The sequence below is a fragment of the Enterobacter sp. E14S genome, from assembly GCF_055666685.1.
The window spans coordinates 133502-159344 of record NZ_JBVODQ010000010.1 but is presented as its reverse complement, the minus strand read 5'-3'; the positions used below and the strand labels follow the sequence as shown (position 1 = coordinate 159344).

The following is a 25843-nucleotide window of genomic DNA, read 5'->3' as shown; positions in this document are numbered from 1 at the left end:
CCGGGCAATATTACAGAGGCAGGCGCATGGCGCAGCGGGAGTTATACGCTAAGCCGTGCGCTGCTTCTTCTTCACGTTTTTCACGCAGTTCAGGCGTGAGTTCAGCTACGTATTCAAACCCCAGCTTTGCATAGAACGGCGCGTTCCACGGTACGTCCAGGAACGTCGTCAACGTCAGCGACGCCAGCCCCAGCGTGCGGGCATGGTCTGCCACGCAGGCGATGAGCTGCCTGCCGATCCCTTTTCCCTGCCAGTCCAGATCAACCGAGAGTTCGACAATAAACAGTGATGAAGGATGGGCCTCGGCGAGGATAAACCCGACGGGCTGGCCGTTCGCCAGCGCCAGCCAGCTTAGCCCACGTTCGGCATATTCAAGGTGCTGCTCAGCGGAAATGACCTCACCGTCGGCAAGCAAGGCGAGATCCGGGTCTTCACGAAAGCGCTCGCCCGCCGCGCGTTCAATGGCGGGCAGGAAGGCAACGTCGCCGGGACGCGTGGGGCGGACGGTGAGGTTAAGGTCGACCATTAGCCTGCGCGACTCACAATTTTAATTTCGACCATGCCAATGCCGAGCTCGCGCGGTGAATGGCCGAGGATATTCCCTTCATTGGTGGACTGCGGATCCGGCGGCACGATCACCAGGGTATTGCTGCGCGATGGGTTCTCAAAATGCAGCGTGTGCGTGCTCACGTCGTTCCCGAGCGTCAGCATCTGCTCCTGGCTGCCCACGCGAACCGGTACAGGCTTGTTAGCGTTGGGGCCATACGCTCTGGCGGTGATCACCAGGTCGAACTGTTCCGGCAGGGGATGGGCGTACTCAATTTTCACCTCGTTGCCCAGCTGCGCGTTGGACCAGCGCCCCCAGGACTCCGGACGCGAGATGCCGCTAAACTGCTTCACTTCCTCGGGCGCGCCGGCCACGTTAAAGATAAAGCTGTCCGCTTTGTAGCGAATATCGTTATCGCTGACTTTAAGCATGTCGATGTTGTGCTGATAGCGCGCGGTATCAATCACCGTATCGTTGAACGCGGTTTTGCCTTTCCACTGGGCTTTATCCACGTGCTGCACGGTTTGCTCTCCGCCAAGCTGACCCTGAGAGACGCACCAGTCGGTAGAAAGCGCCAGCGGCTGCGACCAGAGCTGGCCCATTTTGTAGCACCGGTCGACCCAGACGAAATTATCGCGCGGAGCAAAATCGGCCAGCTGATAGCGCAGCGGCGCGGAATATTCGCTTTCCGGCAGCGGCTCGACGCGCCCCGCCGACACGCGCACCAGCAGCGGCAGACGGAAGCTGCTGCCCGAGAAGGCAATCGTGTTTTTATCCCGATCGACGGTGAAGTCCTTCATCTCTTTCGGGAAGTTCCACAGGCGGATAATGTCTGGCTTCCAGGCGAGGATTTTATCCTTCATGTTGAGGAACACTTCCGACAGGGATTGCCCCGACAGCGTGCTGCGGCCCAGGCCAATAAAGTTGTCGCCGCCCAGAATGTCCAGCACGGTTGCGCCGTTATCCATGGAGTTGCGTTTGGTGGCAATTACCTCCTGCTGCGGCTGGTCGCCGCGCAGGACGAAGAACAGGTTGCTGCGATCCTGCTTGTTGAGCCGATCCCAGGCGCTGTTTTTCATCGCCAGATGGTCAGACGAAACGACGATAACGGTGTTTTTAAACCAGGGCGAGGCTTTGATTTTCTCGACCAGCGCGGCAATGTGCTCCTGACTGCAGGTGACGGCGCTGAAGGATTTGTTGTTTTTGCCGTCCACGTCATAGCTTTTGCGTTTGCAGCTGCGCGAGACGAACCCGTCCGGATGGTGGGTATCCACCGTCAGCGCAAAGAGGGAGAAACGCTTGCCCGCGCGGGAAAGCTCCTCGAATTTCTTCCAGGTTTCGTCGAGTACCGTATCGTCATAGAAGCCCCAGTCGTTACGGTAGCTCGGATCGGCAACAGTCGTTTTTAACTCTTCTGAGCCATACAGGTGGTCAAAACCGTGAGATTTCAGGAACACGTCTTTTCCGGCAAAGCGCAGATTTGCCCCCTGCACGAAATAGTTTTCGTAGCCGGAGTTTTTCAGGATATCGCCGAGGCAAATATTCTGTGGGAAGAACGTCGACATCGAGGCTGAGGCGTTACCTTCAAAAGGCGCGAACAGCGGGATACCGCACTGGGAGGCAACCATTCCGGCAATCGTATAGTCCGTACCCGGCAGCTGCATGGTGTGGCTGAAGTCGAGCCCTTCGTTTTTCAGCGCGCCCAGGTCTGGCGTCAGGTTCGGGAAGGCATCGTTATCAAAGTACGTGCGTTCCAGGCTTTCACCGTAGATGTAGACCAGATTGAGCTTCGGGCTGGCGATCGTTTTGGACGGTTCTTTGTAGTAAGCCGCGAAATCCGGATCGCCGTCGCGCGACTGGGATTTCACCAGCTCGGTGATCTGATGGAACGCCGGGCTGGCGTCGACGGAGGCCAGCGCCAGGAATAACGCCAGCAGGCTGTAGCCATGATGGTGCGGAAGATGGCGACGGCGACGCAGCACCCAGGCCAGCGCGCCAAAAATCGTCACCAGCGCGACGATAAGGCCGAGCCCCGGAAGAATGTACTTGCCCACACCCGCGCCCGTCAGGCTGTTCGTTAGCGTGTAGAGCACCGCATCGTTAATACCGTCACCGGTGAAGTAGTCGCTGGCGTATAAGGTAATGTTTAAAATAATAAAAATGCCGAGTACCACCAGCGTGGCGATAAACCACCAGGTGTGACGGCCGGCTTTCCAGGCGTAAACGCCGACAGAAGCCAGAAAAAGGATAAGAGACATGAATTCTGACAACAGCATATCCTCATGACGCCAGGTGCTTCGCTGGCTAACTGTTTATTTTTTGGGTCATACAATGTAATTGCGATGTCGTTAAGCTGCAATTTTAGTGTCACGAAAGTGTGCTGTTGTTAGGATTTGGTTTAGAAAATCGTTTTTATGAAGAAGGTCGCATCCTGACAAACGGACGCTGAGACGGTGGCAGGTGGGAAAAACGTTCGTTTAGCGCCGCGTTGCAAGACTATCGCATTAAACGCGGCGTGTTGTGGCAGAAAATGGGGTAGATCAGGAGATGAAATTAACGCCTTGTTTCAGCACCAGATCGCAGGCTTTGGTTTTCACCTGTTTTGCCAGAGAAGAGTTGCCGAGGGTGCTCAGGTTAAGCTGCTGCCCGTTTTGCGCGTTAAGCAGGCCCTGAATGCCGTCCATATAGTTGGTGTCCGCTTTTTGCTCCTGAGTATCCAGACCCAGTTTACCCAGCACCTGGTTTTTCACGTTTTGCGCGTCGGTCACGGAGGCCAGCTTTTGCTTTGCGCAATATTCCAGAATCCCCGCCGCGTTGTTCATCGTGCCCGCGCTAAGGCTCTGAGAGCTGTTGCCCAGCAGGCTGGTGAGGGAAGAGGCGGAGAGTCCACCCTGAGAGCTGCTGCTCTCTTTGGTCAGCTCATTTGCCGCGCTTGACAGGGACTCCTGCCAGGACGCCGCTTGCGCTGCGCCGGTCACCAGCAGCGCGCCTAAAAAGGTGCTGATTAGAATCTGTTTTTTCATCATGGCTCTCTCAAAAAGGTCCGTTTTGGGCCGAAGGGGTTCCAGTATATACCTGTGCCCAGGCGGCGATTCCTGGAACTGTCTTAATACTCTTTGCCGGTAACGCGGCTGCGGTAACTTTCCCAGTCGAAGATGACATAAAGACTATTACCCAGCTTCATGCGGTCCATGACGCGTTCACCCAGTAAGCGGGTCATCTCGTCGATATTGTGGTTCGTCAGCATGCCGGTGGGGCGTTTGGACGAGGAGCGGCGGTCGACAATCTGGTTGATGATCACTTTTTCATAGCGGGATTCTGTCTGAACGCCAATCTCGTCGATGACCAGTAAATCGACATTGCTCAGATCGTTGAGCAATTGCTCTTCGCTGGTTTCGCGGTTGCTGAAGGTGTCTTTCATCGCGGACATGATATCGGCCACGGTGATGATAAGAACCGATTTACCCCGCAGAAGCAGCTCGTTGCAGATGGCGGCTGCAAGGTGGTTTTTTCCGGTACCCGGCTTGCCGCTAAAGATGAAGCTGGCGATATTGCCGTCGAATTCATCCACGTACTGACGGGCGGCGGCAAGGGCGTTCATCTGCCCGCTGGTCTCGATTTTATAGTTATCGAACGAGCAGTTCTGGTGCAGCGGACGGATACCGGAACGGTTAAAGGTGCGCTGCATTTTCATCGCCCGGTTCTCCCGGGCGAGCGCGGCGGCGCGGATCTCACCTTGCTCTTTTTGCCACGCCAGCAGCTCTTCACCCGTGGTGAACGCGGGCTTCACGTTGGCAGGCATCATTTTTTGCAGACGTTTCATCAGGTCGCCGACGTTCTTCATTTCGCACCTCGGAATCCGCTGGGGATCTGTTTATCCGGTTCGGAAAACGCGTTGATATCGCGTTTGGGCTGGCCGTTGTTGCCGGCGCGGGTAATTTGAAGATGACGCGCGAGCTTTTGCTGCCATTGAATATGGGTGAAGACTTTACCTTCCGCCTGCCACCAGGCGGTAAACGCGGCGAGCTCTTCCGCGGTGGCCGGCTGGGTTAGCGCAATCCCCCACAGCGCGGCCTGCCGCTGAAAATCTGCATCCGGCTGCCAGCCCGCGTACAGGGCAAATTTTCCCATCGGAACGGTCACGGGGACGTTAACTGGTTCATCAAAGAACTGGTTGTCCAGCGTGATATCGCTCGCCGGGCGTGACAGTTGCGCTTCAATCTCCAGAAGCTGTGCCAGGCGTTCCGGCGTGATTGCGTAGAACGCCGGCGCGTTGTCGGCAAAAACCGCAACCGTGCCGCCTTCGGCATGGGTCAACACACCGCGTGGGTCGCGCATAAAGGCATCAATGCCAGCAATGCTGGTGGTCAGAATTCTGGAGGACATAACGCTTACTCTACTGATTACTACGGGCGTGATATGGGCTTATGGTAGCACAGAGAGAGGAAAGGGAAGGAGGGGTAAAGTGCGGGCTGGTGCCCTCACCCTCTCCCACAGGGAGAGGGAACAGAAGCATTATGCGATGATATTCAGGGTCACGTCGATGTTGCCGCGGGTCGCGTTAGAGTACGGGCAAACAATGTGCGCCGCATCGACCAGCTTTTTGGCTTCCGCAGGATCCATACCCTCAACGTGGATGTTCAGTTTTGCCTCAATACCAAAACCGGTTGGCAGCGGGCCAATACCCACTTCGCCTTCAATAAAGGCGTCTTTTGGCAGGGTAAATTTGTCGCGTGCGGCCACGAACTTCATCGCGCCCAGGAAGCAGGCAGAGTAGCCCGCAGCAAACAGCTGCTCAGGGTTCGTCACTTCTCCGCCCATGCCGCCCATCTCTTTTGGCACGCCCAGTTTTACGTCCAGTACGCCATCGGAAGAGGTCGCGCGGCCGTCACGGCCACCGGTTGCTTTTGCTTTGGCGGTATACACTACTTTTTCTAAAGACATGGCAGGTTCCTCATCTTGCTTTAATATGCGCTATTAAATAGCGTGCGATATATATGGGTAATAATCACGCGTAAAGTATAGCTTTACGCGCGGTGTAGCTGTTGTCGCAAAAGTTCGAGCTGCTGTTTGAGCGCCAGCAAAGTGTCGGTATCACACTGCGCTGCGCAACCCACCGCATGGGGAATACCCAATGCCTGCTGCTGAAGTTCACGTCCCGCTTCACTCAGGGTGACGGCGACCTGACGTTCGTCTTTGCGCGAACGGTGACGGTTGATTAACCCACCGCTTTCCAGCCGTTTTAACAGCGGCGTCAGGGTTGCAGAGTCCAGAAACAGGCGTTCGCCGATGTCCGACACCGTGACGTCATCCTGCTCCCACAGCGCCAGCATCACCAGATATTGCGGGTAAGTCAGGTTCAGCGGTGCCAGCAGCTGCCGGTACAGCTTATTAAGCGCCAGATTTGCCGAATAGAGGGCAAAGCAAAGCTGGTTATCCAGCTTGAGCGCAGCGGTTGCGTCGTTCGTTTTCGCGTTCATGAGATGAATATAGGTAGTGCGCAATTTAATTGCAAGCAATTTTATGGGCAGGTGTAGCGGAGCGCCACCTGAACGGCCATTTTGCGGTAGTGCTGGCGCTGAGCCTGTTCGTCCGCCCCGTCTTCAAACAGGAGCGTGAAGGTGTAACTGTTGGCAACGTAGTGAAAGCTGAAGCTGCTTATCAGGCGGTGAAGATCGCGGGCGTCAACCGTCTGGCTGAAGAGCTGTTTTTCTTTGCCCCGGCGCAGGATGCCCTCCAGCAGGTCGAGCGCGCTACGGTTAACCTGGCGAAGATAGCTCGACTGCTGCATAAAGCGGCCGCGCTGCATGTTTTCCATGCAGATAATCCGGATGTAGTCCGGGTGGTCGGCATGATAGTCAAAGGTGGCTTCAACCAGGTTGACCAGCGCTTCGACGGGGGGCATTCCCGCCAGGCTTAGCGCTTTTTCACTGGCGCGAATCTGGGTGTAAACATGTTCCAGAACCAGGAGATAGAGATTCTCTTTATTCTTAAAATGATAAACCACCATGCGTTTGGTGGTACCCGCTTTCTCCGCGATCTGCTCCATGCGGGCACCGTTCAATCCATACTCGGCAAAAAGCGCGATGGCGCTCTGAAAAATTTTCTCTTTCAGGCTGGATTCTTCGCTGTGCTCGGGGTGTTCGCTGCCAGGGTTAGCCACATCCTTTCCTTATTTTCACCAAACGGACCAGAAAGATTATCTCCATGGCAGCGAAATAACACAAATATCAAACGCGTGGGCGTTTGCGGTACAGCCACAGCCCGGGGATCGACAGCCCGATAGAGAGCGCGCCGACGATGGACGACGCCTTAAGAAAGTTGCTCAGGAGGAGGATCATCTGAGGCTCGGTGTAGCCAAAGTGGCTGATTTTCACCGCGGAAATCATCGCCGTATAGGCAGATATGCCGGGGAACATTGGGATCACGGCGGCGACGGTGAATACCTTGGGATGCGCCAGATACCAGCGCGACCACTGGATGCCGATACTGCCAACCAGCATGGAGGCCATAAATGTCGACCATTCGATGTTAAATCCTGCGGTCATCATCACCATTCGCGAGCCATGACCAATCGCGCCCAGCAGCGCACACCACCGCAGAGCGCGTTGCGGAACGTTAAACACCATCGCGAAGCCGACGGCAGGAATGGCGGCCAGAAGCATGTCCTGTGCCAGCGCCAGCAGAAAATCTATCACGCCCATCCGCGTAACCCCCAGAGTGTCATGGCCATCACAACGCCGATGCAGGTCGCCAGCGTCAGCAGGCTGGCAATAGCCCAGCGTGCCAGACCGGTATTGATGTGCCCTTTAAACATGTCGGCGACGGCGTTAATCAACGGAAAGCCCGGCACCAGCAGAAGCACGCTCGCGGCCATGGCAATCGTCGGGGTAGTGGCAAACTGCGGCAGGCGCAGCAGCAGGCCGGAAACCGTGGTGGCGACAAACGCGGTAATGCAGAAGTTAATTTGCGGATGCAGCTGTCTGTGCGTCAGCAGCTGGCGAACATACATGGCGATACTGCTGGCGAAAAAGGTGACGATCGCGCCGTCCCAGCCGCCTTTATTGAGCTTACAAAAGCAGGCACACGACAGCCCTACCATCACCACGACAAGCCAGCGCGGATAACGCAATGGCTTAATTTGGCTGAACCGTTTTTCAATCTCCCGAAGATCGAGAAGCTTATGTTCAGCAAGGATGACGATGTGCTGCACTTCGGTCACGACGTGCATGTTAATGCCGCGATCATGGTTTTTGCGGGTGGAGGTCAGGCACTGGCCGCCTTTGATCGTGGTCAGCACGATGGCGTTAGATGAAATAGCGCTTTCAACGCTATCCATACCCAGCGCCAGTCCCAGCCGGGTGGAAAGCTCCTCAACCAGCGCGCTTTCCGCGCCGTGCTGGAGCAGAAAAAGACCGCACTGAATACATAGCCGCGTGATAGCACGCTGCGTTGACCGATCTGCCTGCATGTATTGTCCTGAAGAAGGTGGATAGTTGCCGGTTGGCCCATAGCGATTACTTTTAGCACAAAGTGCAGTGCCTCTTGCTGTGGGCCAGATCAAGGTTTATGCAAACAGTTGCAGCCCCTACGTGCGGAAGGGGTTGGGATTAATTCATCATTCTGGTGAATTATAATTATTGAAAGATAAGTTATATATATTTAGTTATTCTAATTTTATATTGTAGTTATTTTAATGACACTGCAATTAAATTTAATTTCGCTTTGTGAGATATTACTGCTGTTTAGGTATTTCTTAAACTAAGAATACATCTCATCTTCTGCTTGTATTAACCTGCTTTACACTCAGGGACGAAAATACTCATACGTTGATGCATTTTAACGTTACTCATCACATGAAGAATGGACACGGAGGGTCTATGTTGTCTTTGCACGGTAAGCATAGCGTTATCATTAGCCGGATACCGGTCATGCAAAACGGGTTGGGGGGCGTAATGACTCGCCATTTCCCCGATTTTGAATTGACCTATTGCAGCTCATTGCAGGAGTTAACACTGCTCCAGCTACGCCGCGCTGACGTCATCATTGCCGATATTACAGGCGAATACTGGAATCCTCGGGGCGCGCTCGAAGAGTATTTCAATTTATTGAATCAATACCGGAACATTCACTGGATCTTTTTAGTTTCGCGGCCGCTTAACCCTATTGCCGTTGAGCTACTTGTGCGCCCGGAAAGTACGTTGCTTTCTGATATGGAACCCATTGAAGGCCTGGTTAACGCTATTCGGGCAGGTAGCGAACGCGCAGAGCGGGTAAGCCAGACGTTGTTAGCCCCTGAACCTCAAAGTACGGAGGATGAAGACGAAAACGTTATTGCCCTTACGCACTCCGAACGCAAAGTTTTGCGACTGTTAGGTAAAGGATGGGGGATTAACCAAATCGCCACATTGCTTAAGAAGAGCAATAAAACCGTCAGTGCGCAGAAAAACAGTGCGATGCGACGGCTGTCATTACGCAGTAATGCCGATATGTACGCCTGGATAAACAGTACACAGGGAATGCGAGAGCTGAGTTTGATGTCAGCCTATGGAGAGTTCGAGGAATGGAAAAAACCGATTCAACAAGACATATCGCCATCGTCGAAAATTGCACGATGAGTGCTGTTGGGCTGCAGCATCTTTTTGCGATGCCCGGCCTGAATCATTATCAGCTGCATCTGTTTAGTGAATTTGACAGCTTTAAGAAAGCACTTCAGCACATCAATGTTTTCTCGCTGATCTATTCATATTCCGATGCGCGAGAAGAGCGTCGTAGCTGCCTGGCGCACCTGCGGGATTTTGCGTTTACGCATTGCCATATCCAGCGCATTATCCTGGTCGCTGATGAGATGGAAGCAAGATTGATTAGTCATCTTTCCCCGTCACGCCTTCACGGTGTGGTCAGTAAATCGCTGAAGCTTGAGCACCTGCAGAAGGAACTCATGGTGTTGCTGAGCGAAACCCTGCGCATCAATGACAATATGATGAATCACTGGTACCAGAGTCAAAGCAGAATGTTAAGCCCAACGGAACGGGCAATATTGCGTTATATGTCTTGCGGCTATTCCATTCCTCAAATCGCGGCACAGCTTGAACGCAATATTAAGACCATCCGGGCGCATAAGTTTAATGCGATGGTCAAGTTGGGGGTGAACTCTGACGTAGGGCTGCTCGATGCGGCGGATATTATTACCCACCTTTCGGCAAGAGAACCGCGAAGTTCGATACTCAGCAAGCCGACTTTTTTATAACCTGCCTGATGAGCGCCAGACAGGCTCTGGCGCATCAATCAGATGCAAACATCAACCCATTTTGCGGAAGTCAGCTCTGCCATTCTGTCAGGTGAAATACGCACGGCACTATGAATTGCGCCTGCTGCGGGCAGAACTTCGGCGTACTGCTTTAATGAGATATCGCAGTAAACCGCGAGCGGGTTTTCCAGGCCGAACGGGCACACGCCGCCAACGGGGTGACCTGTGATGGTCACCACTTCATCACTGCTGAGCATGCGCGCTTTTGCACCAAACGTATCCTTCAGCTTTTTGTTATCCAGGCGCGCATCGCCTTTCGCCACCACCAGTATCACCTCATTTTTCACCTTTAATGACAAGGTTTTGGCGATTTGTCCCGGTTCAACACGATGGGCGGCAGCAGCCAACGCAACGGTAGCGGTACTCTGACTAAGTTCAATGACGTCTATATCCGGCGCGTTGTCGGCAAAAAACTGCTGTACAGACTGCAAACTCATTGTTTCCTCCTGACAAATATCCTGCGTAATCTGTCATAAGAATTTATGCTCTGTAAATATCTCTTCAGTAACAAATATCCCGAACGGCTGATTTCTGGATCCTCTTCACAATCACGGAAACCGGTTACAGTAACCGGTTGCAGAGCGTGATGCGTCGATTAATACTGAGTACGTAACGTCCCCTGTATCCAATAATAAGAGCAAATTATGAAACCATTCCGTCTGAGCAGTACCACTGGTACACAAGCCAGCAAGGTTGTGAAGGTGATTTATGGAACAACGTGCGGCGCAAATGTGCCCGTAACAAACGTCTGACAGGAGATCTGCCATGTCTGCCAACCATGCTGCGTTTAACCTGATATTCCGTTTTGTTGAAAATTACGTCAGCCCGATTGCCGGGCGGATCTCTTCCCAGCGTCATGTCATGGCTATCCGTGATGGGTTTATCTCTGCGATGCCATTTATGATTGTGGGATCGTTTCTGTTAGTGTTCGCATACCCGCCGTTTTCGCCGGATACCACCTGGGGTTTCGCCCGAGCCTGGCTGGATATGGCGAAGCAGTTTGAAGGCCAGATCCTGACGCCGTTTGATATGACGATGGGCATTATGTCCATTTATATCTGTGCGGCGATTGCCTATAACCTTGGCAAACACTATGTCAAATCGCACCAGTTAGATCCGTTCATGTGCGCCATGCTGTCGCTGATGGCGTTTCTGCTGGTCGCGGCACCGAAAACCAAAGGTACGCTGCCAGTCGACAGCCTGGGTGGGACGGGCATTTTTACCGCGATTCTGGTGGCGATCTACTGCGTTGAGATGATGCGTTTCCTCAAGGCCCATAACATCGGTATTCGCCTGCCAGACCAGGTTCCTCCGATGATCAAAAACTCTTTTGATCTGCTGATCCCGGTGCTGGTGGTAGTGTTAACGCTCTATCCTCTGAGCCTGCTCATTCAGTCTCAGTTCGGCATGCTGATCCCGCAGGCCATTATGTCGGTCTTTAAACCTCTGGTTTCCGCAGCGGATTCCCTGCCTGCGATCCTGCTGGCCGTGTTGATTGGTCATCTGCTGTGGTTCGCCGGGATCCACGGCGCCGCCATCGTCTCCGGGATGCTGCAGATGTTCTGGCTGACTAACCTGGGTGCGAACCAGACCGCGCTGGCCGCCAGCCAGCCTCTGCCACATATTTTTATGGAGGCGTTCTGGACGTTCTTTATCGTGATTGGCGGGTCGGGCGCCACGATGGGGCTGGTGATTTGCTATCTGCGTAGCCGTTCAGCGCATTTACGCTCTATCGGGCGTTTGAGCGTGGTACCCAGCTTCTTTAACATCAACGAACCCGTCATTTTCGGTACGCCAATTGTGATGAACCCGGTGTTCTTCATTCCGTTCCTGCTGGCACCGATGGTAAATGCAGTGCTGGCCTGGGCGGCGATGACGTTTGACCTGATTGGCCGCGTCATCTCGGTGGTCCCCTGGACGGCACCGGCGCCAATAGGCGCAGCGTGGGCTCTGGGCTGGGATTTCCGCGCGGCTATTCTGGTTGTCGTTCTGGCCTGCGTATCGGCAATCATCTACTTCCCGTTCTTCAAAGTGTACGAGAAACAGCTGCTGGAGCAGGAAGCTGAAGAGGCACAGCGTAACGCGGAAGAGGACAATCAGCAGGTGGCTTAGGTTAAAGCAAAACGGCAACTCAGGTTGCCGTTTTTTGTGTTTGTTCCCTCTCCCTGTGGGAGAGGGGCAGGGTGAGGGCATCAGGCCGTGGCCGATTATTTCAGCGTGCAATCCCCGCACTGCTTAACGTCCGGCAGGCGATAGCGCTGGCAGCAGGTGCGGCGAACCAGAAGCCCATCACGGAGCACGACGGTACGGAATAACGGGTTGTCACGGCCATCGGAAAGCTGTTTTGCAAAGAAACAGGACTGACGCAGGGCATCAACGTTCTCGTCACCAAGCAGAGGCTTCATTTCCGTTAAATACCAGTGGATTAAATAGCCCGTATTGCTCCAGATAAGCTTCGCGTTAATTTCTCCCGTCGCTTCAAGCGCGTCCACGACCGGGATCAGGGCCTGGGTGATAAGCTGCTCCATGCGTTCCTGAGCCGTCAGGCGTTCCGCGTTCTGGTCTTCGTGGAGGTCAATCCAGAAACAGGCTGCGCGCCCGGTTTCGTGAAACTCGACGTGGAAATTATCCGGCGAGAGTTCCAGCATGCTCTTCTGGGTTAACAGCGCCAGCATGAGGGGAGGCACCATCAGCCCGATATACCACTGCGCCCAAAGAGAGAGCAGTGGTTTATTTTCCCGCGTTAGAGTGGGCTGATTGCGATAGATATGGTCGGAATAGGTGGCCAGCAGCGACTGCAGTTTTGTCGGTTGACGCCACTCTGAGAGCGTCATGGCGTGGTTCGGGTGCGCTTCATCAAGGCGGATAAAGTCCAGCAGGTGGGCGCGCGTCTCCGCAATCTTATCCCGTATGGCATCCGCAAGCGAAGCATTCCCGCTGGTGAGGGGCGCTCGCCAGAGGAGGGGTTCGACGATGTGTGCGGTATGTGTAGCCATAGCATAGATAGAAATCTAAATGATAATGATTGCCAATCCTAACTATTGCTCATATCAATGGCAAGACTTTTGTCTTTAAGACACCGCCGTGATGTTTATGCCGTCTGCAGCTCTTCACTCAACAGAATGTTATTGCGCCCCATATGCTTTGCTTCGTAGAGGGCTTTGTCCGCTTTTTCCAGCGCGCCTTCCACGTCTTCATCCTCGAAAATAGCAATACCAATGCTGATGGTGACGTTTGTCGCGACACTCTCGTTAAACAGATGCGGGATTTTCAAATCGTAGACTTTCTGACGGATCCGCTCGGCCGTCTGGCGAGCATGCTCGAGTGAAATATTGGTCAGCAGCACCATAAACTCTTCCCCGCCAAAGCGCGCCACAATATCGCGAGAACGCACGGCGTCGCGGATTGCCGCAGAGACGCGCTTCAGCGCCTGGTCGCCCATCATATGGCCATAATGGTCGTTATAGGCTTTGAAGTGGTCGATATCCATCAGCAGGACAAAATGCTCGCCATTTTCTACCGTCGGCAGGTTCTCCAGACGGCTTTGCAGGCCGCGACGATTATAGAGCCCGGTAAGCGGGTCCATCATGCTGAGATCGGTAAGGGTTTCTCGCTCTTCCAACAGGCGAGAGAGCAACTCCTGAGCGAAACGATCGTTACGTGTTTGCAAAATGTTATGAATAGCAATTGCCACCACAGGAAGTGCGAAGGAATAGGTCATTCTCAGCCATATATCGTGATCGCTTAGCCACAGGCAGACAATAAAGGTGGGCAATGAGTGCAGCGTAAATGCTTTGATATTACTGGCGAATGCCAGCGTTCCGATAAAAAGCACCGTCAGCAGGGCGATTAACAAATACGTCGCATGGTCGTGGGAAATTAAGGCGAATTTCGACACAATTTGCCAGGCCCATAAAATACCGAAGATCCCTGAAACAACAGGAATATTTATCTTCCGCGCGCGCTTTCTCCAGTGCCAGACGAACAGCCCTGTGCTGATGGAGAAAATAGCTATAAGCGGGGCAGATAACAGGCGTACGGAATTGAGCGGGTTTGTTACCGAGAACACTGCCGAGGCTGCGTTCAGAAATAAAAACAAACGTAACGACAATTGATATTTTCTGTGAACCAAAGACCGCCAGGATTGTGATGTCATAGTCGTGCGTTTTTATTAAAATTTAATTAAAACAAATAAGTAGGTGCTGTTTCGAAATAAAACATGCAAAAAACTCAAAGAGTAATTATCAGAAAATCTTTAGATGTTGTTAACAGGTGTGCAATTTATCACCTTAGGCAATTCCTGTCATTACGGGAAAGGTAAAGGTCGAAGGATTTTGATTCATTCAGCTGACAAATGATAATCTATATCATATGATATTGGTTATCATTATCGCTGTGAGAGGGCAGATCATGTTGAACAGGGCGCTTGGCAGTGGTTGGGGGGTATTGCTACCGGGAGCCATTCTCGGCGGGTTGATGTTTGCCGATCTCTCCCTTGATACCTGGAAAGCGATCATTGTGTCAGGCCTGTTAGTCACGTCAGGCATGATCTGGCATAAACAGCTGCGTCACTTTGTTTTACTGCCATCATGCGTAGCACTGGTCAGTGGAATTCTGGTGATACTAATGAGTTTGAAATAACAGGGAAAAACAAGGGGAACTTCAGAAGGGATGTAAGATAATTGGTGCGAGGGGGGGGACTCGAACCCCCACATCCTAAGGACACTAACACCTGAAGCTAGCGCGTCTACCAATTCCGCCACCTTCGCACAGTCATCTTACTATTGTTGATATCGCCTCGTTGGTGCGAGGGGGGGGACTCGAACCCCCACATCCGTAAGGACACTAACACCTGAAGCTAGCGCGTCTACCAATTCCGCCACCTTCGCATACCATCGATACTGTAAAAGTATCGTAACCACGGAGGCGCATTCTAGATGTTTTCAGCTTTACGTCAACAGAAAAGTGCGCGCGACGCCTTGATTGCTGCAAAAATGGCCGATGCAGGCGCCATGTGGAGCCGGATGGCGCTTGCACTTATCCGGCCTGCTGGAGCGGAGATTACTTTTTGGCCTGGCGCGTCATGACGGTACGATAGACCTTAAAGCGGCCGGTCTGGGCGATCACTTCGTGGAAGCCGAAGGTTTCGTCCAGCACTTTCGGGTACGCCAGGAAGGCGTTCGCGACAATACGCAGCTCGCCGCCGCTGTTCAGATGACGGGTTGCGCCGCGGATCAGCGTTTGCGCCGCTTCCAGGCTGGTCTCCATGCCGTCATGGAACGGCGGGTTAGAGATGATCATGTCGAAGCGACCGGTAATGTCAGAGAAGACGTTGCTGGCAATCACCTCGCCTTCAATGCCGTTTGCGGCAAGCGTTGCCCGGCTGGCTTCAACCGCCGGGGCGCTCACGTCACACAGGGTTAAGCGCACTTTGGGTGAATGGCTGGCGAGCACGGTAGAGAGCACGCCCGCGCCGCAGCCCACGTCCAGCACTTTGCCTTTGGTGTGCGGCGTCAGGGTGGAGAGCAGCAGCTTGCTGCCCGTATCCAGCGCGTCACGGCTGAACACGCCCGGCAGGGTTTTGATGGTCAGGCCGTCAAGCTGGTACTCGTCCCAGTAAGTCTGGGGATCAAACGTTGTCTGTTTTTCCAGACGGCCATGGTACAGACCACAGCGGCGAGCGCTGTCGACTTTATTCAGCGGCGCGTAGCCTTCCAGCATCTGTTCAGCGCTACGCACGCCGCTGCGGTTCTCACCCACCACGAAAATATCGCAGCCGACCGGCAGCAGGGAGAGCAGGTTCATCAGCTGGAACTGGGCTTCCGGCTTGTTCTTCGGCCAGTAGTAAATCAGCGTATCGCAGTCGGCGATATCGCTCTGCTCCGCCACCAGGCTAAAGCGCGCGCGCTCGCCCATCTGGCGGCTCAGCACCTGCCAGTGGTGGTAGTATTGGGTGTGGGCACGGCTTTCAGCACAGTCGAAACGCGCAGGCAGGTCATCCTGCATATCTCCGGCAAACAGAATACGGCTTTCTTCGAAATCATCACTGTGACGCAGCAAGACTTCACTTGCCGGGGTAAATGCAGACATGAATTGTTCCTCAATAAACTCAGGCGGGGATTATAGTAGGTAGATGGCGCACTTTCGACACATTTGCTATATTTGCGCGCCTGAGAGACAGGAGTTTTCCCTATGACATCCCGACGAGACTGGCAGTTGCAGCAGCTGGGCATTACCCAGTGGGCTTTGCGTCGCCCGACGGCGTTGCAGGGCGAAATCGCCATTTCCATCCCTGCGCACGTTCGTCTGGTGATGGTGGCGGAAGAACTGCCTGCCCTGAATGAACCCCTGATCGATGATGTCCTTCGCAGCCTGAAGATGACGGCCGACCAGGTTTTACAGCTGACGCCAGAGCGTGTCGCGATGCTTCCTCCTGATAGCCGCTGTAACAGCTGGCGTATCGGAGAGACAAACGAGATCCCCCTCCAGGGGAGCCAGATCTGCTCGCCGGCGCTGGACGAACTGAAAGCCAACCCAAAAGCGCGCAGCGCGCTATGGCAACAAATCTGCGAATATGAACATGATTTCTTCCCTCACGACGCCTGACCTGACCACAGCGTTTGCGATTGAAACACGCGCCCACGCGTTTCCGTGGAGCGAAAAAACCTTCGCCAGCAATCAGGGCGAACGGTATCTGAACTACCGTCTGGACGTTGACGGCACCATGGCCGCCTTCGCGATCACGCAGGTTGTTCTTGATGAAGCGACGCTGTTTAATATTGCGGTTGATCCCGCGTTCCAGCGCCGTGGGCTGGGAAGAGAACTGCTCGAGCACCTCATTCGCGAGCTCGAAACCCGTGACGTTTTCACCCTGTGGCTGGAGGTGCGCGCGTCGAATGTCGCCGCCATCGCGCTCTATGAAAGCTTAGGCTTTAACGAGGCGACAATCCGCCGTAACTACTACCCCACCGCAGAGGGACGTGAAGACGCCATCATAATGGCTCTGCCGATTGGATAACGAATATAAGGTTGTAACGATGAAATGGGACTGGATTTTCTTTGATGCCGACGAAACGCTGTTTACGTTCGATTCGTTCGGCGGCCTGCAGCGGATGTTTCTCGACTATAGCGTGACCTTCACCGCTGAAGATTTTCAGGACTATCAGGCGGTAAACAAGCCGCTGTGGGTGGATTACCAGAACGGTGCCATCACCGCGTTACAGCTTCAGCACCAGCGTTTTGACGTCTGGGCGGAACGCTTAAAGGTCAGTCCGGGAACGCTGAATGATGCGTTTCTGAACGCGATGGCCGATATCTGTGCGCCACTGCCGGGTGCGGTTTCCCTGCTGAATGCGTTGAAAGGCAAGGTGAAACTGGGGATCATCACCAACGGTTTTACCGCCCTGCAGCAGATCCGCCTCGAGCGCACCGGCCTACGCGATCATTTCGACGCGCTGGTGATCTCCGAAGAGGTGGGCGTACCTAAACCGGATCCGCGTATTTTCGACTACGCGCTGGCGCAGGCCGGTCATCCCGACCGCGATCGCGTCCTGATGGTGGGTGATACGGCAGAGTCAGATATCCTGGGCGGCATGAAGTCAGGTCTGTCGACCGTCTGGCTCAACGCGCATAGTCGCGTGAAGCCTGAGGGCATCGAGCCGACCTGGACCGTGACGTCGTTGAACGAACTGGAGCAACTCCTGTGTAAACAATGATTGCCTGCCCCCCATTGATGGGTAAAATAGCCGCAATTTTGTATTCCATGATGCGTGGCGTGCTGCCGCGCTTATAAAAGAAGATTTAATTATGACGTTGTCTCCTTATCTGCAAGAGGTGGCCAAGCGCCGCACTTTTGCCATTATCTCGCACCCGGATGCCGGTAAAACGACCATCACTGAGAAGGTGTTGCTGTTCGGACAGGCGATCCAGACTGCGGGTACCGTTAAAGGCCGTGGCTCCAGCCAGCATGCAAAATCTGACTGGATGGAGATGGAAAAGCAGCGTGGTATTTCGATTACCACCTCAGTGATGCAGTTCCCGTATCACGACTGCCTCGTGAACCTGCTGGACACCCCGGGCCACGAAGACTTCTCCGAAGATACCTACCGTACCCTGACGGCGGTGGACTGCTGTCTGATGGTGATCGACGCCGCGAAAGGTGTAGAAGACAGGACCCGTAAGCTGATGGAAGTCACCCGTCTGCGCGATACGCCGATCCTCACCTTCATGAACAAACTCGACCGCGACATCCGTGACCCGATGGAGGTGATGGATGAAGTGGAAAGCGAGCTGAAAATCGCCTGTGCGCCCATCACCTGGCCCATTGGCTGCGGTAAGCTGTTCAAAGGGGTGTATCACCTCTATAAAGACGAAACCTACCTGTATCAGACCGGTAAAGGCCACACCATTCAGGAAGTTCGCGTGGTGAAAGGTCTGGATAACCCTGAGCTGGACGTGGCAGTCGGCGAAGAGCTGGCCGCGCAGCTGCGCGACGAGCTGGAGCTGGTCAAAGGCGCGTCTCACGAATTCGACAAAGAGCTGTTCCTGAGCGGTGAAATTACCCCGGTCTTCTTCGGTACCGCGCTGGGTAACTTCGGCGTTGACCATATGCTGGACGGTCTGGTGGAGTGGGCGCCGCGCCCGATGCCGCGTAACACCGACACCCGTGAAGTGGAAGCGCAGGAAGAGAAGTTCACCGGCTTTGTGTTCAAAATTCAGGCCAACATGGACCCGAAACACCGCGACCGCGTGGCCTTCATGCGCGTGGTGTCCGGTAAGTATGAAAAGGGCATGAAGCTGCGCCAGGTGCGTACCGGTAAAGACGTGGTGATCTCCGACGCCCTGACCTTTATGGCGGGCGACCGTTCGCACGTTGAAGAGGCGTATCCGGGCGACATCATCGGTCTGCACAACCACGGCACTATTCAGATCGGCGATACGTTCACCCAGGGTGAAATGATGAAGTTCACCGGTATTCCGAACTTCGCACCGGAGCTGTTCCGTCGTATCCGTCTGCGCGATCCGCTGAAGCAGAAACAGCTGCTGAAAGGCCTGGTTCAGCTCTCCGAAGAGGGCGCCGTGCAGGTGTTCCGCCCAATCGCGAACAACGATCTGATCGTTGGTGCGGTCGGCGTGCTGCAGTTCGACGTGGTTGTCGCGCGTCTGAAGAGCGAGTACAACGTGGAAGCGATTTACGAGTCTGTGAACGTCGCGACCGCGCGCTGGGTTGAGTGTTCTGACGTGAAGAAATTCGAAGAATTTAAGCGTAAGAACGAAATTCAGCTGGCGCTGGATGGCGGCGATAACCTGACCTATATCGCGCCAACCATGGTGAACCTGAACCTGACGCAGGAACGTTACCCTGACGTTCAGTTCCGTAAAACCCGCGAGCACTAATCCCCTCTCAGAGCACGGCTGCCGCCGTGCTCTTCTTTAATTCCTGTCTTATTAATCCCTTGCGGAATGTTCTTAATTCAACGCAATTTCACGCTATTCGCGCGTTTTTTACCCAATTCTGAAAGCGGCTCTGTGAGAGTGATCTATATTTAACTCAGTGTTTAACACCGGGCGTGGATAAATTAACTGTTCAATGCATGACTTTAGGTTATCCATTTTACCCGTGTGTTTATTCGCAATATATAAAACTACTAAGGAAGTATGTAGCCCGAATAACGGGTAAACACAGGAATAGATCGATGAATATGACAAGACTGAAGATTTCGAAAACTCTGCTGGCTGTAACCCTGGGTAGCGTTCTGGTGAGCGGTTCCGCTCTGGCGGAAAGCAGCACAATGGATAAAGCCCAGTCCACGGCCGATACCGCAGGGCAAAAAATCGATAGCTCTATGAATAAAGTCGGCAACTTCATGGACGACAGCTCAATCACAGCAAAAGTGAAAGCCGCACTGGTGGATGATGAAGCCATCAAAAGTACCGATATTTCCGTTAAGACCGACAAGAAAGTGGTCACGCTGAGCGGCTTCGTGGAAAGCCAGGCTCAGGCCGAACAGGCGGTGAAAGTCGCGAAGGGCGTTGAAGGCGTTGCGTCCGTCAGCGATAAGCTGCACGTACGTGACGGCAAAAACGCGTCGGTGAAAGGTTATGCCGGTGATGCCGCTACTACCAGCGAAATCAAAGCTAAACTTTTAGCAGATGACATCGTGCCGTCCCGCAAGGTGAAAGTGGAAACCACCGATGGTGTGGTTCAGCTCTCCGGTACGGTAGATTCGCAGGCGCAAAGTGAACGCGCCGAGTCCATCGCGAAAGCGATTGACGGTGTGAAAAGCGTTAAAAACGATCTGAAAACGAAGTAAATCTGGACCATTCGCCCGTCTGGTTAAAACCTGCGGGCGAAATAAGAACGACTCTGGAAAAACGCCGGTGAGTGACCTGAGCGCTCACGTTTAGCGGCCGACATTAACTATGGTAAAGGAGAAGCTTATGTTTCGTTGGGGCATTATATTTCTGGTTATCGCGTTAATTGCCGCCGCATTGGGCTTTGGTGGACTGGCAGGTACAGCGGCATGGGCAGCTAAAATTGTCTTCGTTGTGGGTATTATTCTGTTCCTGGTCAGCCTGTTTACGGGTCGTAGACGTCCGTAGCAAACGCAATATTCCTTCAACAAAATAAAGCCAGTCACTGTGACTGGCTTTTTCTTATTTGCGGAACAGGTCGGGTGCGTTACTGTGGTGTTATAAAATAATCAAAAACAGGAAAGCAGAGGTGGGGCAACGAATTCCCGTTACGCTCGGCAATATTGCGCCGCTGACGTTAAAACCGTTTCGCGCAGGCCAACTCGCGCTGGTTTGTGAGGGGGGAGGGCAGCGCGGCATTTTCACCGCCGGCGTGCTGGATGAATTTATGCGCGCGCAGTTCAACCCGTTTGACCTTTACTTCGGCACCTCTGCCGGGGCGCAGAACCTCTCTGCCTATGTCTGTAACCAGCCTGGCTATGCGCGAAAGGTCATCATGCGCTACACCACGGCAAAAGAATTTTTTAATCCGGTGCGCTTTGTGCGCGGCGGCAACCTGATCGATCTCGACTGGCTGCTGGAGTCGACCTCCAGCCAGATGCCGCTGGCCATGGATACCGCTGCCCGTCTGTTTGATAGCGGCAAAGAGTTCTGGATGTGCGCCAGCCGGGGCGATGACTATTCGCCGGGCTATTTTTCTCCGCAGAAGGAGAACTGGCTGGACATCATCCGCGCCTCCAGCGCGATCCCCGGCTTTTATCGTACGGGAGCCCTGCTGGACGGCATTAGCTATCTGGACGGGGGGATCAGTGACGCGGTGCCGGTGCAGGAAGCCGCGCGGCGCGGGGCGAAAACCATTGTGGTGATCCGTACCGTACCGTCACAAATGTATTACACGCCGCAGTGGTTCAAACGGATGGAGCGCTGGTTGGGCGACAGCAGCCTGCAGCCGCTGGTGAACATCGCGAAGCAGCATGAAACTACCTACGGCGCGATGCAGCGCTTCATTGAAAAACCGCCGGGCAAGCTGCGTATTTTTGAAATCTATCCACCTAAGCCGCTGCTGAGCATGGCCCTGGGCAGCCGCGTCCCTGCGCTGCGCATGGATTACAAGACGGGGCGGCTGTGCGGGCGTTACTTCCTGGCGACGGTGGGGAAAATGCTGGCGGAGCAACCGCCGCTTCATCGCCATAAACGCATTATTTTGCCGCCTGCGATTGTCGCCAACGACGCCCTGACGATGCCGCTGGTGGATATTCCGCAGGCGAATGACGCTTTACTGGATAACGAGGATCTGGCGTGACGCTCCGCTTTGTCGATACCCACTGCCACTTTGATTTTCCGCCGTTTACGGGGGATGAAGCGCAAAGCATAGCGAAAGCGGCCGAAGCAGGCGTTCAGGCCATCATTGTGCCGGCAGTGGAAGCAGCCTATTTTTCCCGGGTGCTGGATCTTTCCGCGCGACACTCCGCGCTTTATGCCGCGCTCGGCCTGCATCCGATTGTGATTGAGCGGCATCTTGATGAGCACATTGAGAGGCTTGATGAGGTCCTGCAGACCGCAGGAGACAAACTTGTCGCCATCGGTGAGATCGGTCTCGATCTTTATCGCGAGGATCCGCAGTTTGAGCGCCAGCAGACGATCCTCGACGCGCAGCTCAGGCTGGCAAAGCGCCACGATCTGCCGGTGATCCTCCACTCAAGACGCACGCACGATAAGCTGGCGATGCACCTGAAACGCGTCGATCTGCCGCGCAGGGGCGTAGTGCACGGTTTCTCCGGCAGCCTGCAGCAGGCGCAGCGTTTTATTGAACTGGGCTATAAAATCGGCGTTGGTGGCACCATCACCTATCCGCGCGCCAGTAAAACCCGGGACGTGATGGCACAGCTGCCGCTGTCGGCGCTTCTGCTGGAAACCGACGCGCCGGATATGCCGCTGAATGGTTTTCAGGGCCAGCCGAACCGCCCGGAACAGGCGGCGCGCGTGTTTACCACCCTGTGTGAACTGCGAAAAGAGCCTGAAGAGGTGATTGCCGATGCGCTGCTGGAAAATACCCGTTCGGTATTTGGCATCACGCTATAGGTAAAGCGCCGGGCGGATCACCGTTATCTTCTGCCTTTCCAGCGCCCGCGCCAGCGGTTCAACGTCCTCGGGCGTGGCGCTGCGCCACGACGCCGCCTCACCGTAAACGCCATGCGCATGAAACGCGTTGATGCGCACCGGCACATTCCCAAGCCCGTGGATAAAGGTCGTTAGCGATTTGAGGTGTTCCAGATAATCACACTGCTCCGGAATAACCAGCAGGCGGAGTTCCGTCAAACGGTGACGATCTGCCAGCCAGCGGATGCTCTGCTTAATCTGCGGGTTTTCGCGCCCGGTCAGGAAACGGTGATGCTCGTTCCCCCACGCCTTCAGATCCAGCATCGCGCCATCCAGTACCGGCAGCAGCTTTTGCCAGCCGGTTTCGCTTAACAGACCGTTGCTGTCTACCAGGCAGGTGAGGTGACGCAGGGCGGGATCGGCTTTGATCGCTGAGAATAGCGTCACTAAAAACGGCAATTGCGTTGTGGCTTCGCCGCCGCTCACGGTGATCCCTTCGATAAAGGGGGCGGATTTGCGGATCTGGGTGAGGATCTCTTCCACGCTGAAGCGGTGCGCCATAGGCGTTGCCTGCTGCCGGCACAGGTGCAGGCAGGTGTCGCACTGCTGGCAGTCACTCTCCTGCCACCAGACGCGTCCGGCCTGAATCGTCAGCGCGTCGTGCGGGCAGTGGGGCACGCAGTCCCCGCAGTCGTTGCAGCGGCCGATCGTCCACGGGTTGTGGCAGGTTTTACAGCGCAGGTTGCAGCCCTGCAGGAACAGCGCCAGGCGGCTGCCCGGCCCGTCCACGCAGGAAAAAGGAATGACCTGACTAACTAAAGCGCATCTGCTGTTCATGGCTAACCACGCGCGGCTGACGTTCCAGAATACGGGTATTGCGTGCGGCCTCTTCCCCCAGCCACGTGGTATTGGTGCGCGATCCGGCTTCCCGGTATTTCTCCAGATCCGACAAGCGAACCATGTAGCCGGTCACGCGGACCAGATCGTTACCCGCTACGTTGGCGGTAAATTCACGCATTCCCGCCCTGAACGCCCCCAGGCAAAGCTGAACCACCGCCTGCGGGTTGCGTTTGACCGTCTCCTCCAGGGTGAGAATATCGCTGATTCCGGAGTGATAGTGTTTGTGATGCGGCGCAACGGCCAGCAGATGGCTGATGGGATCCGGCTCGTCGCCGTAGGGCAGGCGCGCGCCCGGCGTGGTGCCCGAATCGGAACTGATCCCCGACTGCGCGTGAAGCATCGCGCGATGCTTCCAGCCATGCTTCACCGGCGTGCTTTCAACGAACGCCGCAAGCTGTTCGCTGATGCGATAGCCCAGCGCGTTGGCCTGTTCATCCTTTCCGTAGCGTCCCGCTATTCCTGCTTTCTCACAGAGCGTATTCACCGCTTCCGCCAGGCCGTACATGCCAAACATGGGTACAAACCGTTCCGCATCAATCAGCCCCTCTTTTACCAGGAAGCTATTCTCAAAGAAGCCAGATTGCTCGTACAGGAAACAGCAGCGCGCATCGATGATGGCAATTTGCTGCTGGCAGTAGTGCGGGAGCGTGCGGGTGAAGAAGTTTTCAATGGATGTGCTGCGTTCAGCAATGGCTTTGAGGTTAAGGCGCACCAGGGTGCTGCCGCCGCCTGCAAGCGGCAGGGAGTTGTAACAGCTCACCACGCCGTAACGGCCTTTTGTGAAAATTTTATCATTCATCGGGCCATTAGAAATATGCGGTTTGCTGCATTCACAAATGTTTTTCGCCACCTCAAGCAGCAGGTCGTCCGGGGTGATATCGGGATCGTAGATAAAGGTCAGGTTCGGTGCGACCTGCTTCAACTCTGCGTCGGCACGCAGAATGGCACGCGTGACGGGCGTATCTCCAGGCCCGATGTTTACGTGCATAAACGCGTCCGGCAGCGTACGGTCGAGATAACGCCAGAAACGTTTTATTCGGCTATCGATCTCTTCTTGTGTTAGAATTCTAACATATGGAGTTAATATCGCATCAAGCTGACCGAGATAGACCGGCATCGATGTGACGGACGGAACATGATGGTAGAGGATGGTTAACAGCGAGAGGGCGTCGTCGAGATCTTTCGCGCCTTCCAGCTCCAGCCACGCTGAACCGTTAGCCAGAAATTTTGCGTAATCCGGCAGAACGTAACGGGGTTTGTAAGGCGCATGGCCTTCGAACATGTCGCAGATAAACCCTTCGTCCAGTGCGGCTCGTGCGGCCTCAGGAAGCGCCGGATAAGGCAGGTTGTTCTCCGCTTCCAGCGCCAGAAAATGACGTTTTTGTTCCGGGGTTAACACCGGGCTTGTCACAATGTGCTGGCAACGTTGTTGCAGGGCGTCGGGGCTGGAGTGGGGCATAGTCGCTTCCTTGAGTGTTCTGCGGGTGATGAACGGATTGTAGGAAGCCAGCCTGTCGGGGCTTTTGATCCGACAGGGGGTATCGCTGCTTTAGTCGGCAATTTACGCGCTAAAGCTTGAAGAAGATCTCATTACAGTAATGCAAATTTGTATGCAGTTTTCATTAACTGTGATGAATGTCGAAGTGTGGAAGCGGGTGAATGTTAGAATACTCACAGACCCGCAAGGTAAAATTTATACGGCACTGCCGTTGGAGAATGTTATGACCGATTTAACTGCAAGCAGCCTGCGCGCGTTGAAACTGATGGACCTGACCACCCTGAACGATGACGACACCAATGAAAAAGTCATCGCCCTGTGCCATCAGGCGAAAACGCCGGTGGGTAACACCGCAGCCATCTGTATCTACCCGCGCTTTATCCCGATTGCCCGTAAGACGCTGAAAGAGCAGGGTACGCCGGACGTGCGCATTGCAACCGTAACTAACTTCCCGCATGGCAACGACGATATCGAGATCGCGCTGGCAGAAACCCGCGCGGCGATTGCTTACGGCGCAGACGAAGTTGACGTGGTGTTCCCGTACCGCGCGCTGATCGCCGGCAACGAGCAGGTCGGTTTTGACCTGGTGAAAGCCTGTAAAGACGCGTGCGCGGCGGCAAACGTGCTGCTGAAAGTGATCATCGAAACCGGCGAGCTGAAAGAAGAGGCGCTGATTCGTAAAGCATCTGAAATCTCCATCAAAGCCGGTGCGGATTTCATTAAAACCTCTACCGGTAAAGTGCCGGTGAATGCGACCCCGGAAAGCGCGCGCATCATGATGGAAGTGATCCGCGACATGGGCGTATCCAAAACCGTTGGTTTCAAACCTGCGGGCGGCGTGCGTACTGCCGAAGACGCGCAGCAATTCCTGGCGATTGCCGACGAGCTGTTTGGCGCCGACTGGGCGGACTCCCGTCACTACCGCTTCGGTGCGTCCAGCCTGCTGGCTAGCCTGCTGAAAGCGCTGGGTCACGGCGACGGTAAGAGCGCAAGCAGCTACTGATTGCCAGACAAT

29 protein-coding genes and 2 tRNA genes are annotated in these 25843 nt (G+C 54.6%); 13 read left to right on the top strand and 18 right to left on the bottom strand.

Going from position 1 to position 25843, the window contains the following annotated elements; genetic code table 11:
- Nucleotides 1-10: 10 nt before the first annotated feature.
- The 10 genes from ACZ6J2_RS18300 to ACZ6J2_RS18255 all read right to left on the bottom strand — a co-directional run bounded on the left by ACZ6J2_RS18300 (nt 11) and on the right by ACZ6J2_RS18255 (nt 8018).
- The gene (locus ACZ6J2_RS18300; protein ID WP_471726385.1) at nt 11-526 is read right to left on the bottom strand and encodes a GNAT family N-acetyltransferase; all 516 of its coding nucleotides are present in this window, start codon (nt 524-526) and stop codon (nt 11-13) included.
- Complete coding sequence (gene opgB / locus ACZ6J2_RS18295) at nt 526-2817, bottom strand: phosphatidylglycerol--membrane-oligosaccharide glycerophosphotransferase (protein ID WP_471726384.1); 2292 nt, start codon at nt 2815-2817, stop codon at nt 526-528. Before opgB ends, ACZ6J2_RS18300 begins: the two co-directional genes overlap by 1 nt.
- 270 nt (nt 2818-3087) lie before the next feature.
- Nucleotides 3088-3570, bottom strand: coding sequence for a YjjA family protein (locus tag ACZ6J2_RS18290; RefSeq protein WP_073001066.1), 483 nt, complete (start codon nt 3568-3570; stop codon nt 3088-3090).
- An 83-nt stretch (nt 3571-3653) separates the two neighbouring features.
- A complete protein-coding gene (gene dnaC, locus ACZ6J2_RS18285) occupies nt 3654-4391 on the bottom strand; it encodes a DNA replication protein DnaC (protein WP_023310297.1) in 738 nt (245 codons plus the stop codon).
- Nucleotides 4388-4933, bottom strand: coding sequence for a primosomal protein DnaT (gene dnaT / locus ACZ6J2_RS18280; RefSeq protein WP_029742210.1), 546 nt, complete (start codon nt 4931-4933; stop codon nt 4388-4390). Before dnaT ends, dnaC begins: the two co-directional genes overlap by 4 nt.
- A 129-nt stretch (nt 4934-5062) precedes the next feature.
- A complete protein-coding gene (locus tag ACZ6J2_RS18275; protein WP_023310299.1) occupies nt 5063-5491 on the bottom strand; it encodes an organic hydroperoxide resistance protein in 429 nt (142 codons plus the stop codon).
- Nucleotides 5492-5574: 83 nt separating this feature from the next.
- Entirely contained in the window at nt 5575-6027 is a 453-nt protein-coding gene (locus ACZ6J2_RS18270; RefSeq protein WP_471726383.1) for a MarR family winged helix-turn-helix transcriptional regulator, read from the bottom strand.
- 41 nt (nt 6028-6068) lie between these two features.
- Complete coding sequence (locus ACZ6J2_RS18265; protein ID WP_471726382.1) at nt 6069-6710, bottom strand: TetR/AcrR family transcriptional regulator; 642 nt, start codon at nt 6708-6710, stop codon at nt 6069-6071.
- 67 nt (nt 6711-6777) lie between these two features.
- Entirely contained in the window at nt 6778-7251 is a 474-nt protein-coding gene (locus ACZ6J2_RS18260; protein ID WP_023310302.1) for a threonine/serine exporter, read from the bottom strand.
- Nucleotides 7242-8018 (bottom strand): threonine/serine exporter family protein, encoded by a 777-nt coding sequence (locus ACZ6J2_RS18255; protein ID WP_471726381.1) that lies wholly within the window; start codon nt 8016-8018, stop codon nt 7242-7244. The genes ACZ6J2_RS18260 and ACZ6J2_RS18255 overlap by 10 nt, the downstream gene beginning before the upstream one ends.
- A gap of 409 nt (nt 8019-8427) precedes the next feature.
- Between ACZ6J2_RS18255 and ACZ6J2_RS18250 the strand changes: the two genes are divergently transcribed.
- Nucleotides 8428-9165, top strand: coding sequence for a helix-turn-helix transcriptional regulator (locus tag ACZ6J2_RS18250; RefSeq protein WP_039260920.1), 738 nt, complete (start codon nt 8428-8430; stop codon nt 9163-9165).
- Nucleotides 9162-9797, top strand: a complete 636-nt coding sequence (gene bglJ, locus ACZ6J2_RS18245) for a DNA-binding transcriptional activator BglJ (protein ID WP_471726389.1) — start codon at nt 9162-9164, stop codon at nt 9795-9797. Before ACZ6J2_RS18250 ends, bglJ begins: the two co-directional genes overlap by 4 nt.
- A gap of 38 nt (nt 9798-9835) precedes the next feature.
- Here bglJ and ACZ6J2_RS18240 read toward each other — a convergent pair whose 3' ends face one another.
- A complete protein-coding gene (locus tag ACZ6J2_RS18240) occupies nt 9836-10294 on the bottom strand; it encodes a YbaK/EbsC family protein (RefSeq protein WP_008502085.1) in 459 nt (152 codons plus the stop codon).
- Between the two features lie 328 nt (nt 10295-10622).
- Between ACZ6J2_RS18240 and ACZ6J2_RS18235 the strand changes: the two genes are divergently transcribed.
- Nucleotides 10623-11969: a PTS sugar transporter subunit IIC gene (locus ACZ6J2_RS18235; RefSeq protein WP_023310306.1), complete on the top strand. Its 1347-nt coding sequence runs from the start codon at nt 10623-10625 to the stop codon at nt 11967-11969.
- A 95-nt stretch (nt 11970-12064) separates the two neighbouring features.
- Here ACZ6J2_RS18235 and fhuF read toward each other — a convergent pair whose 3' ends face one another.
- Nucleotides 12065-12853, bottom strand: a complete 789-nt coding sequence (fhuF, locus tag ACZ6J2_RS18230; RefSeq protein ID WP_033144570.1) for a siderophore-iron reductase FhuF — start codon at nt 12851-12853, stop codon at nt 12065-12067.
- Between the two features lie 95 nt (nt 12854-12948).
- Entirely contained in the window at nt 12949-14013 is a 1065-nt protein-coding gene (locus tag ACZ6J2_RS18225) for a GGDEF domain-containing protein (protein ID WP_407602721.1), read from the bottom strand.
- Between the two features lie 215 nt (nt 14014-14228).
- On the opposite strand from ACZ6J2_RS18225, the gene ACZ6J2_RS18220 reads away from it, so the two are divergent.
- The gene (locus tag ACZ6J2_RS18220) at nt 14229-14498 is read left to right on the top strand and encodes a DUF1435 domain-containing protein (RefSeq protein WP_471726380.1); all 270 of its coding nucleotides are present in this window, start codon (nt 14229-14231) and stop codon (nt 14496-14498) included.
- Nucleotides 14499-14540: 42 nt separating this feature from the next.
- Here the strand turns inward: ACZ6J2_RS18220 and ACZ6J2_RS18215 are convergent.
- The 3 genes from ACZ6J2_RS18215 to rsmC form a co-directional block, all read right to left on the bottom strand.
- Nucleotides 14541-14626: transfer RNA gene (locus ACZ6J2_RS18215), tRNA-Leu, on the bottom strand.
- A 33-nt stretch (nt 14627-14659) separates the two neighbouring features.
- Nucleotides 14660-14746 (bottom strand) — tRNA-Leu (locus tag ACZ6J2_RS18210).
- Nucleotides 14747-14918: 172 nt separating this feature from the next.
- Nucleotides 14919-15947, bottom strand: a complete 1029-nt coding sequence (rsmC, locus tag ACZ6J2_RS18205; protein ID WP_471726379.1) for a 16S rRNA (guanine(1207)-N(2))-methyltransferase RsmC — start codon at nt 15945-15947, stop codon at nt 14919-14921.
- A gap of 102 nt (nt 15948-16049) precedes the next feature.
- Between rsmC and ACZ6J2_RS18200 the strand changes: the two genes are divergently transcribed.
- From ACZ6J2_RS18200 to ACZ6J2_RS18165, 8 genes are all read left to right on the top strand, one after another.
- Nucleotides 16050-16463, top strand: coding sequence for a DNA polymerase III subunit psi (locus ACZ6J2_RS18200; RefSeq protein WP_033144572.1), 414 nt, complete (start codon nt 16050-16052; stop codon nt 16461-16463).
- Nucleotides 16432-16875 carry a ribosomal protein S18-alanine N-acetyltransferase gene (gene rimI, locus ACZ6J2_RS18195; protein WP_471726378.1) on the top strand — a complete coding sequence of 148 codons (444 nt, stop codon included), beginning with the start codon at nt 16432-16434 and terminating at the stop codon, nt 16873-16875. Before ACZ6J2_RS18200 ends, rimI begins: the two co-directional genes overlap by 32 nt.
- A 19-nt stretch (nt 16876-16894) precedes the next feature.
- Nucleotides 16895-17572 (top strand): pyrimidine 5'-nucleotidase, encoded by a 678-nt coding sequence (gene yjjG, locus ACZ6J2_RS18190; protein WP_471726377.1) that lies wholly within the window; start codon nt 16895-16897, stop codon nt 17570-17572.
- Between the two features lie 91 nt (nt 17573-17663).
- On the top strand, nt 17664-19253 hold the full coding sequence (prfC, locus tag ACZ6J2_RS18185; protein WP_023310314.1) for a peptide chain release factor 3: 1590 nt from the start codon (nt 17664-17666) through the stop codon (nt 19251-19253).
- Between the two features lie 299 nt (nt 19254-19552).
- Nucleotides 19553-20170, top strand: coding sequence for a molecular chaperone OsmY (gene osmY, locus ACZ6J2_RS18180; RefSeq protein ID WP_028015434.1), 618 nt, complete (start codon nt 19553-19555; stop codon nt 20168-20170).
- A gap of 127 nt (nt 20171-20297) precedes the next feature.
- Nucleotides 20298-20459 (top strand): DUF1328 domain-containing protein, encoded by a 162-nt coding sequence (locus tag ACZ6J2_RS18175; protein WP_003856556.1) that lies wholly within the window; start codon nt 20298-20300, stop codon nt 20457-20459.
- Nucleotides 20460-20580: 121 nt separating this feature from the next.
- Entirely contained in the window at nt 20581-21633 is a 1053-nt protein-coding gene (locus ACZ6J2_RS18170) for a patatin-like phospholipase family protein (protein WP_048979045.1), read from the top strand.
- Nucleotides 21630-22412, top strand: a complete 783-nt coding sequence (locus ACZ6J2_RS18165; protein WP_471726376.1) for a TatD family hydrolase — start codon at nt 21630-21632, stop codon at nt 22410-22412. Before ACZ6J2_RS18170 ends, ACZ6J2_RS18165 begins: the two co-directional genes overlap by 4 nt.
- Here the strand turns inward: ACZ6J2_RS18165 and ACZ6J2_RS18160 are convergent.
- On the bottom strand, nt 22407-23267 hold the full coding sequence (locus ACZ6J2_RS18160) for a YjjW family glycine radical enzyme activase (protein ID WP_471726375.1): 861 nt from the start codon (nt 23265-23267) through the stop codon (nt 22407-22409). The genes ACZ6J2_RS18165 and ACZ6J2_RS18160 overlap by 6 nt on opposite strands.
- Nucleotides 23242-24789 carry a YjjI family glycine radical enzyme gene (locus ACZ6J2_RS18155; RefSeq protein WP_471726374.1) on the bottom strand — a complete coding sequence of 516 codons (1548 nt, stop codon included), beginning with the start codon at nt 24787-24789 and terminating at the stop codon, nt 23242-23244. Before ACZ6J2_RS18155 ends, ACZ6J2_RS18160 begins: the two co-directional genes overlap by 26 nt.
- Before the next feature lie 262 nt (nt 24790-25051).
- Between ACZ6J2_RS18155 and deoC the strand changes: the two genes are divergently transcribed.
- A complete protein-coding gene (deoC, locus tag ACZ6J2_RS18150; RefSeq protein WP_023310320.1) occupies nt 25052-25831 on the top strand; it encodes a deoxyribose-phosphate aldolase in 780 nt (259 codons plus the stop codon).
- The last annotated feature ends 12 nt before the right edge of the window (nt 25832-25843 follow it).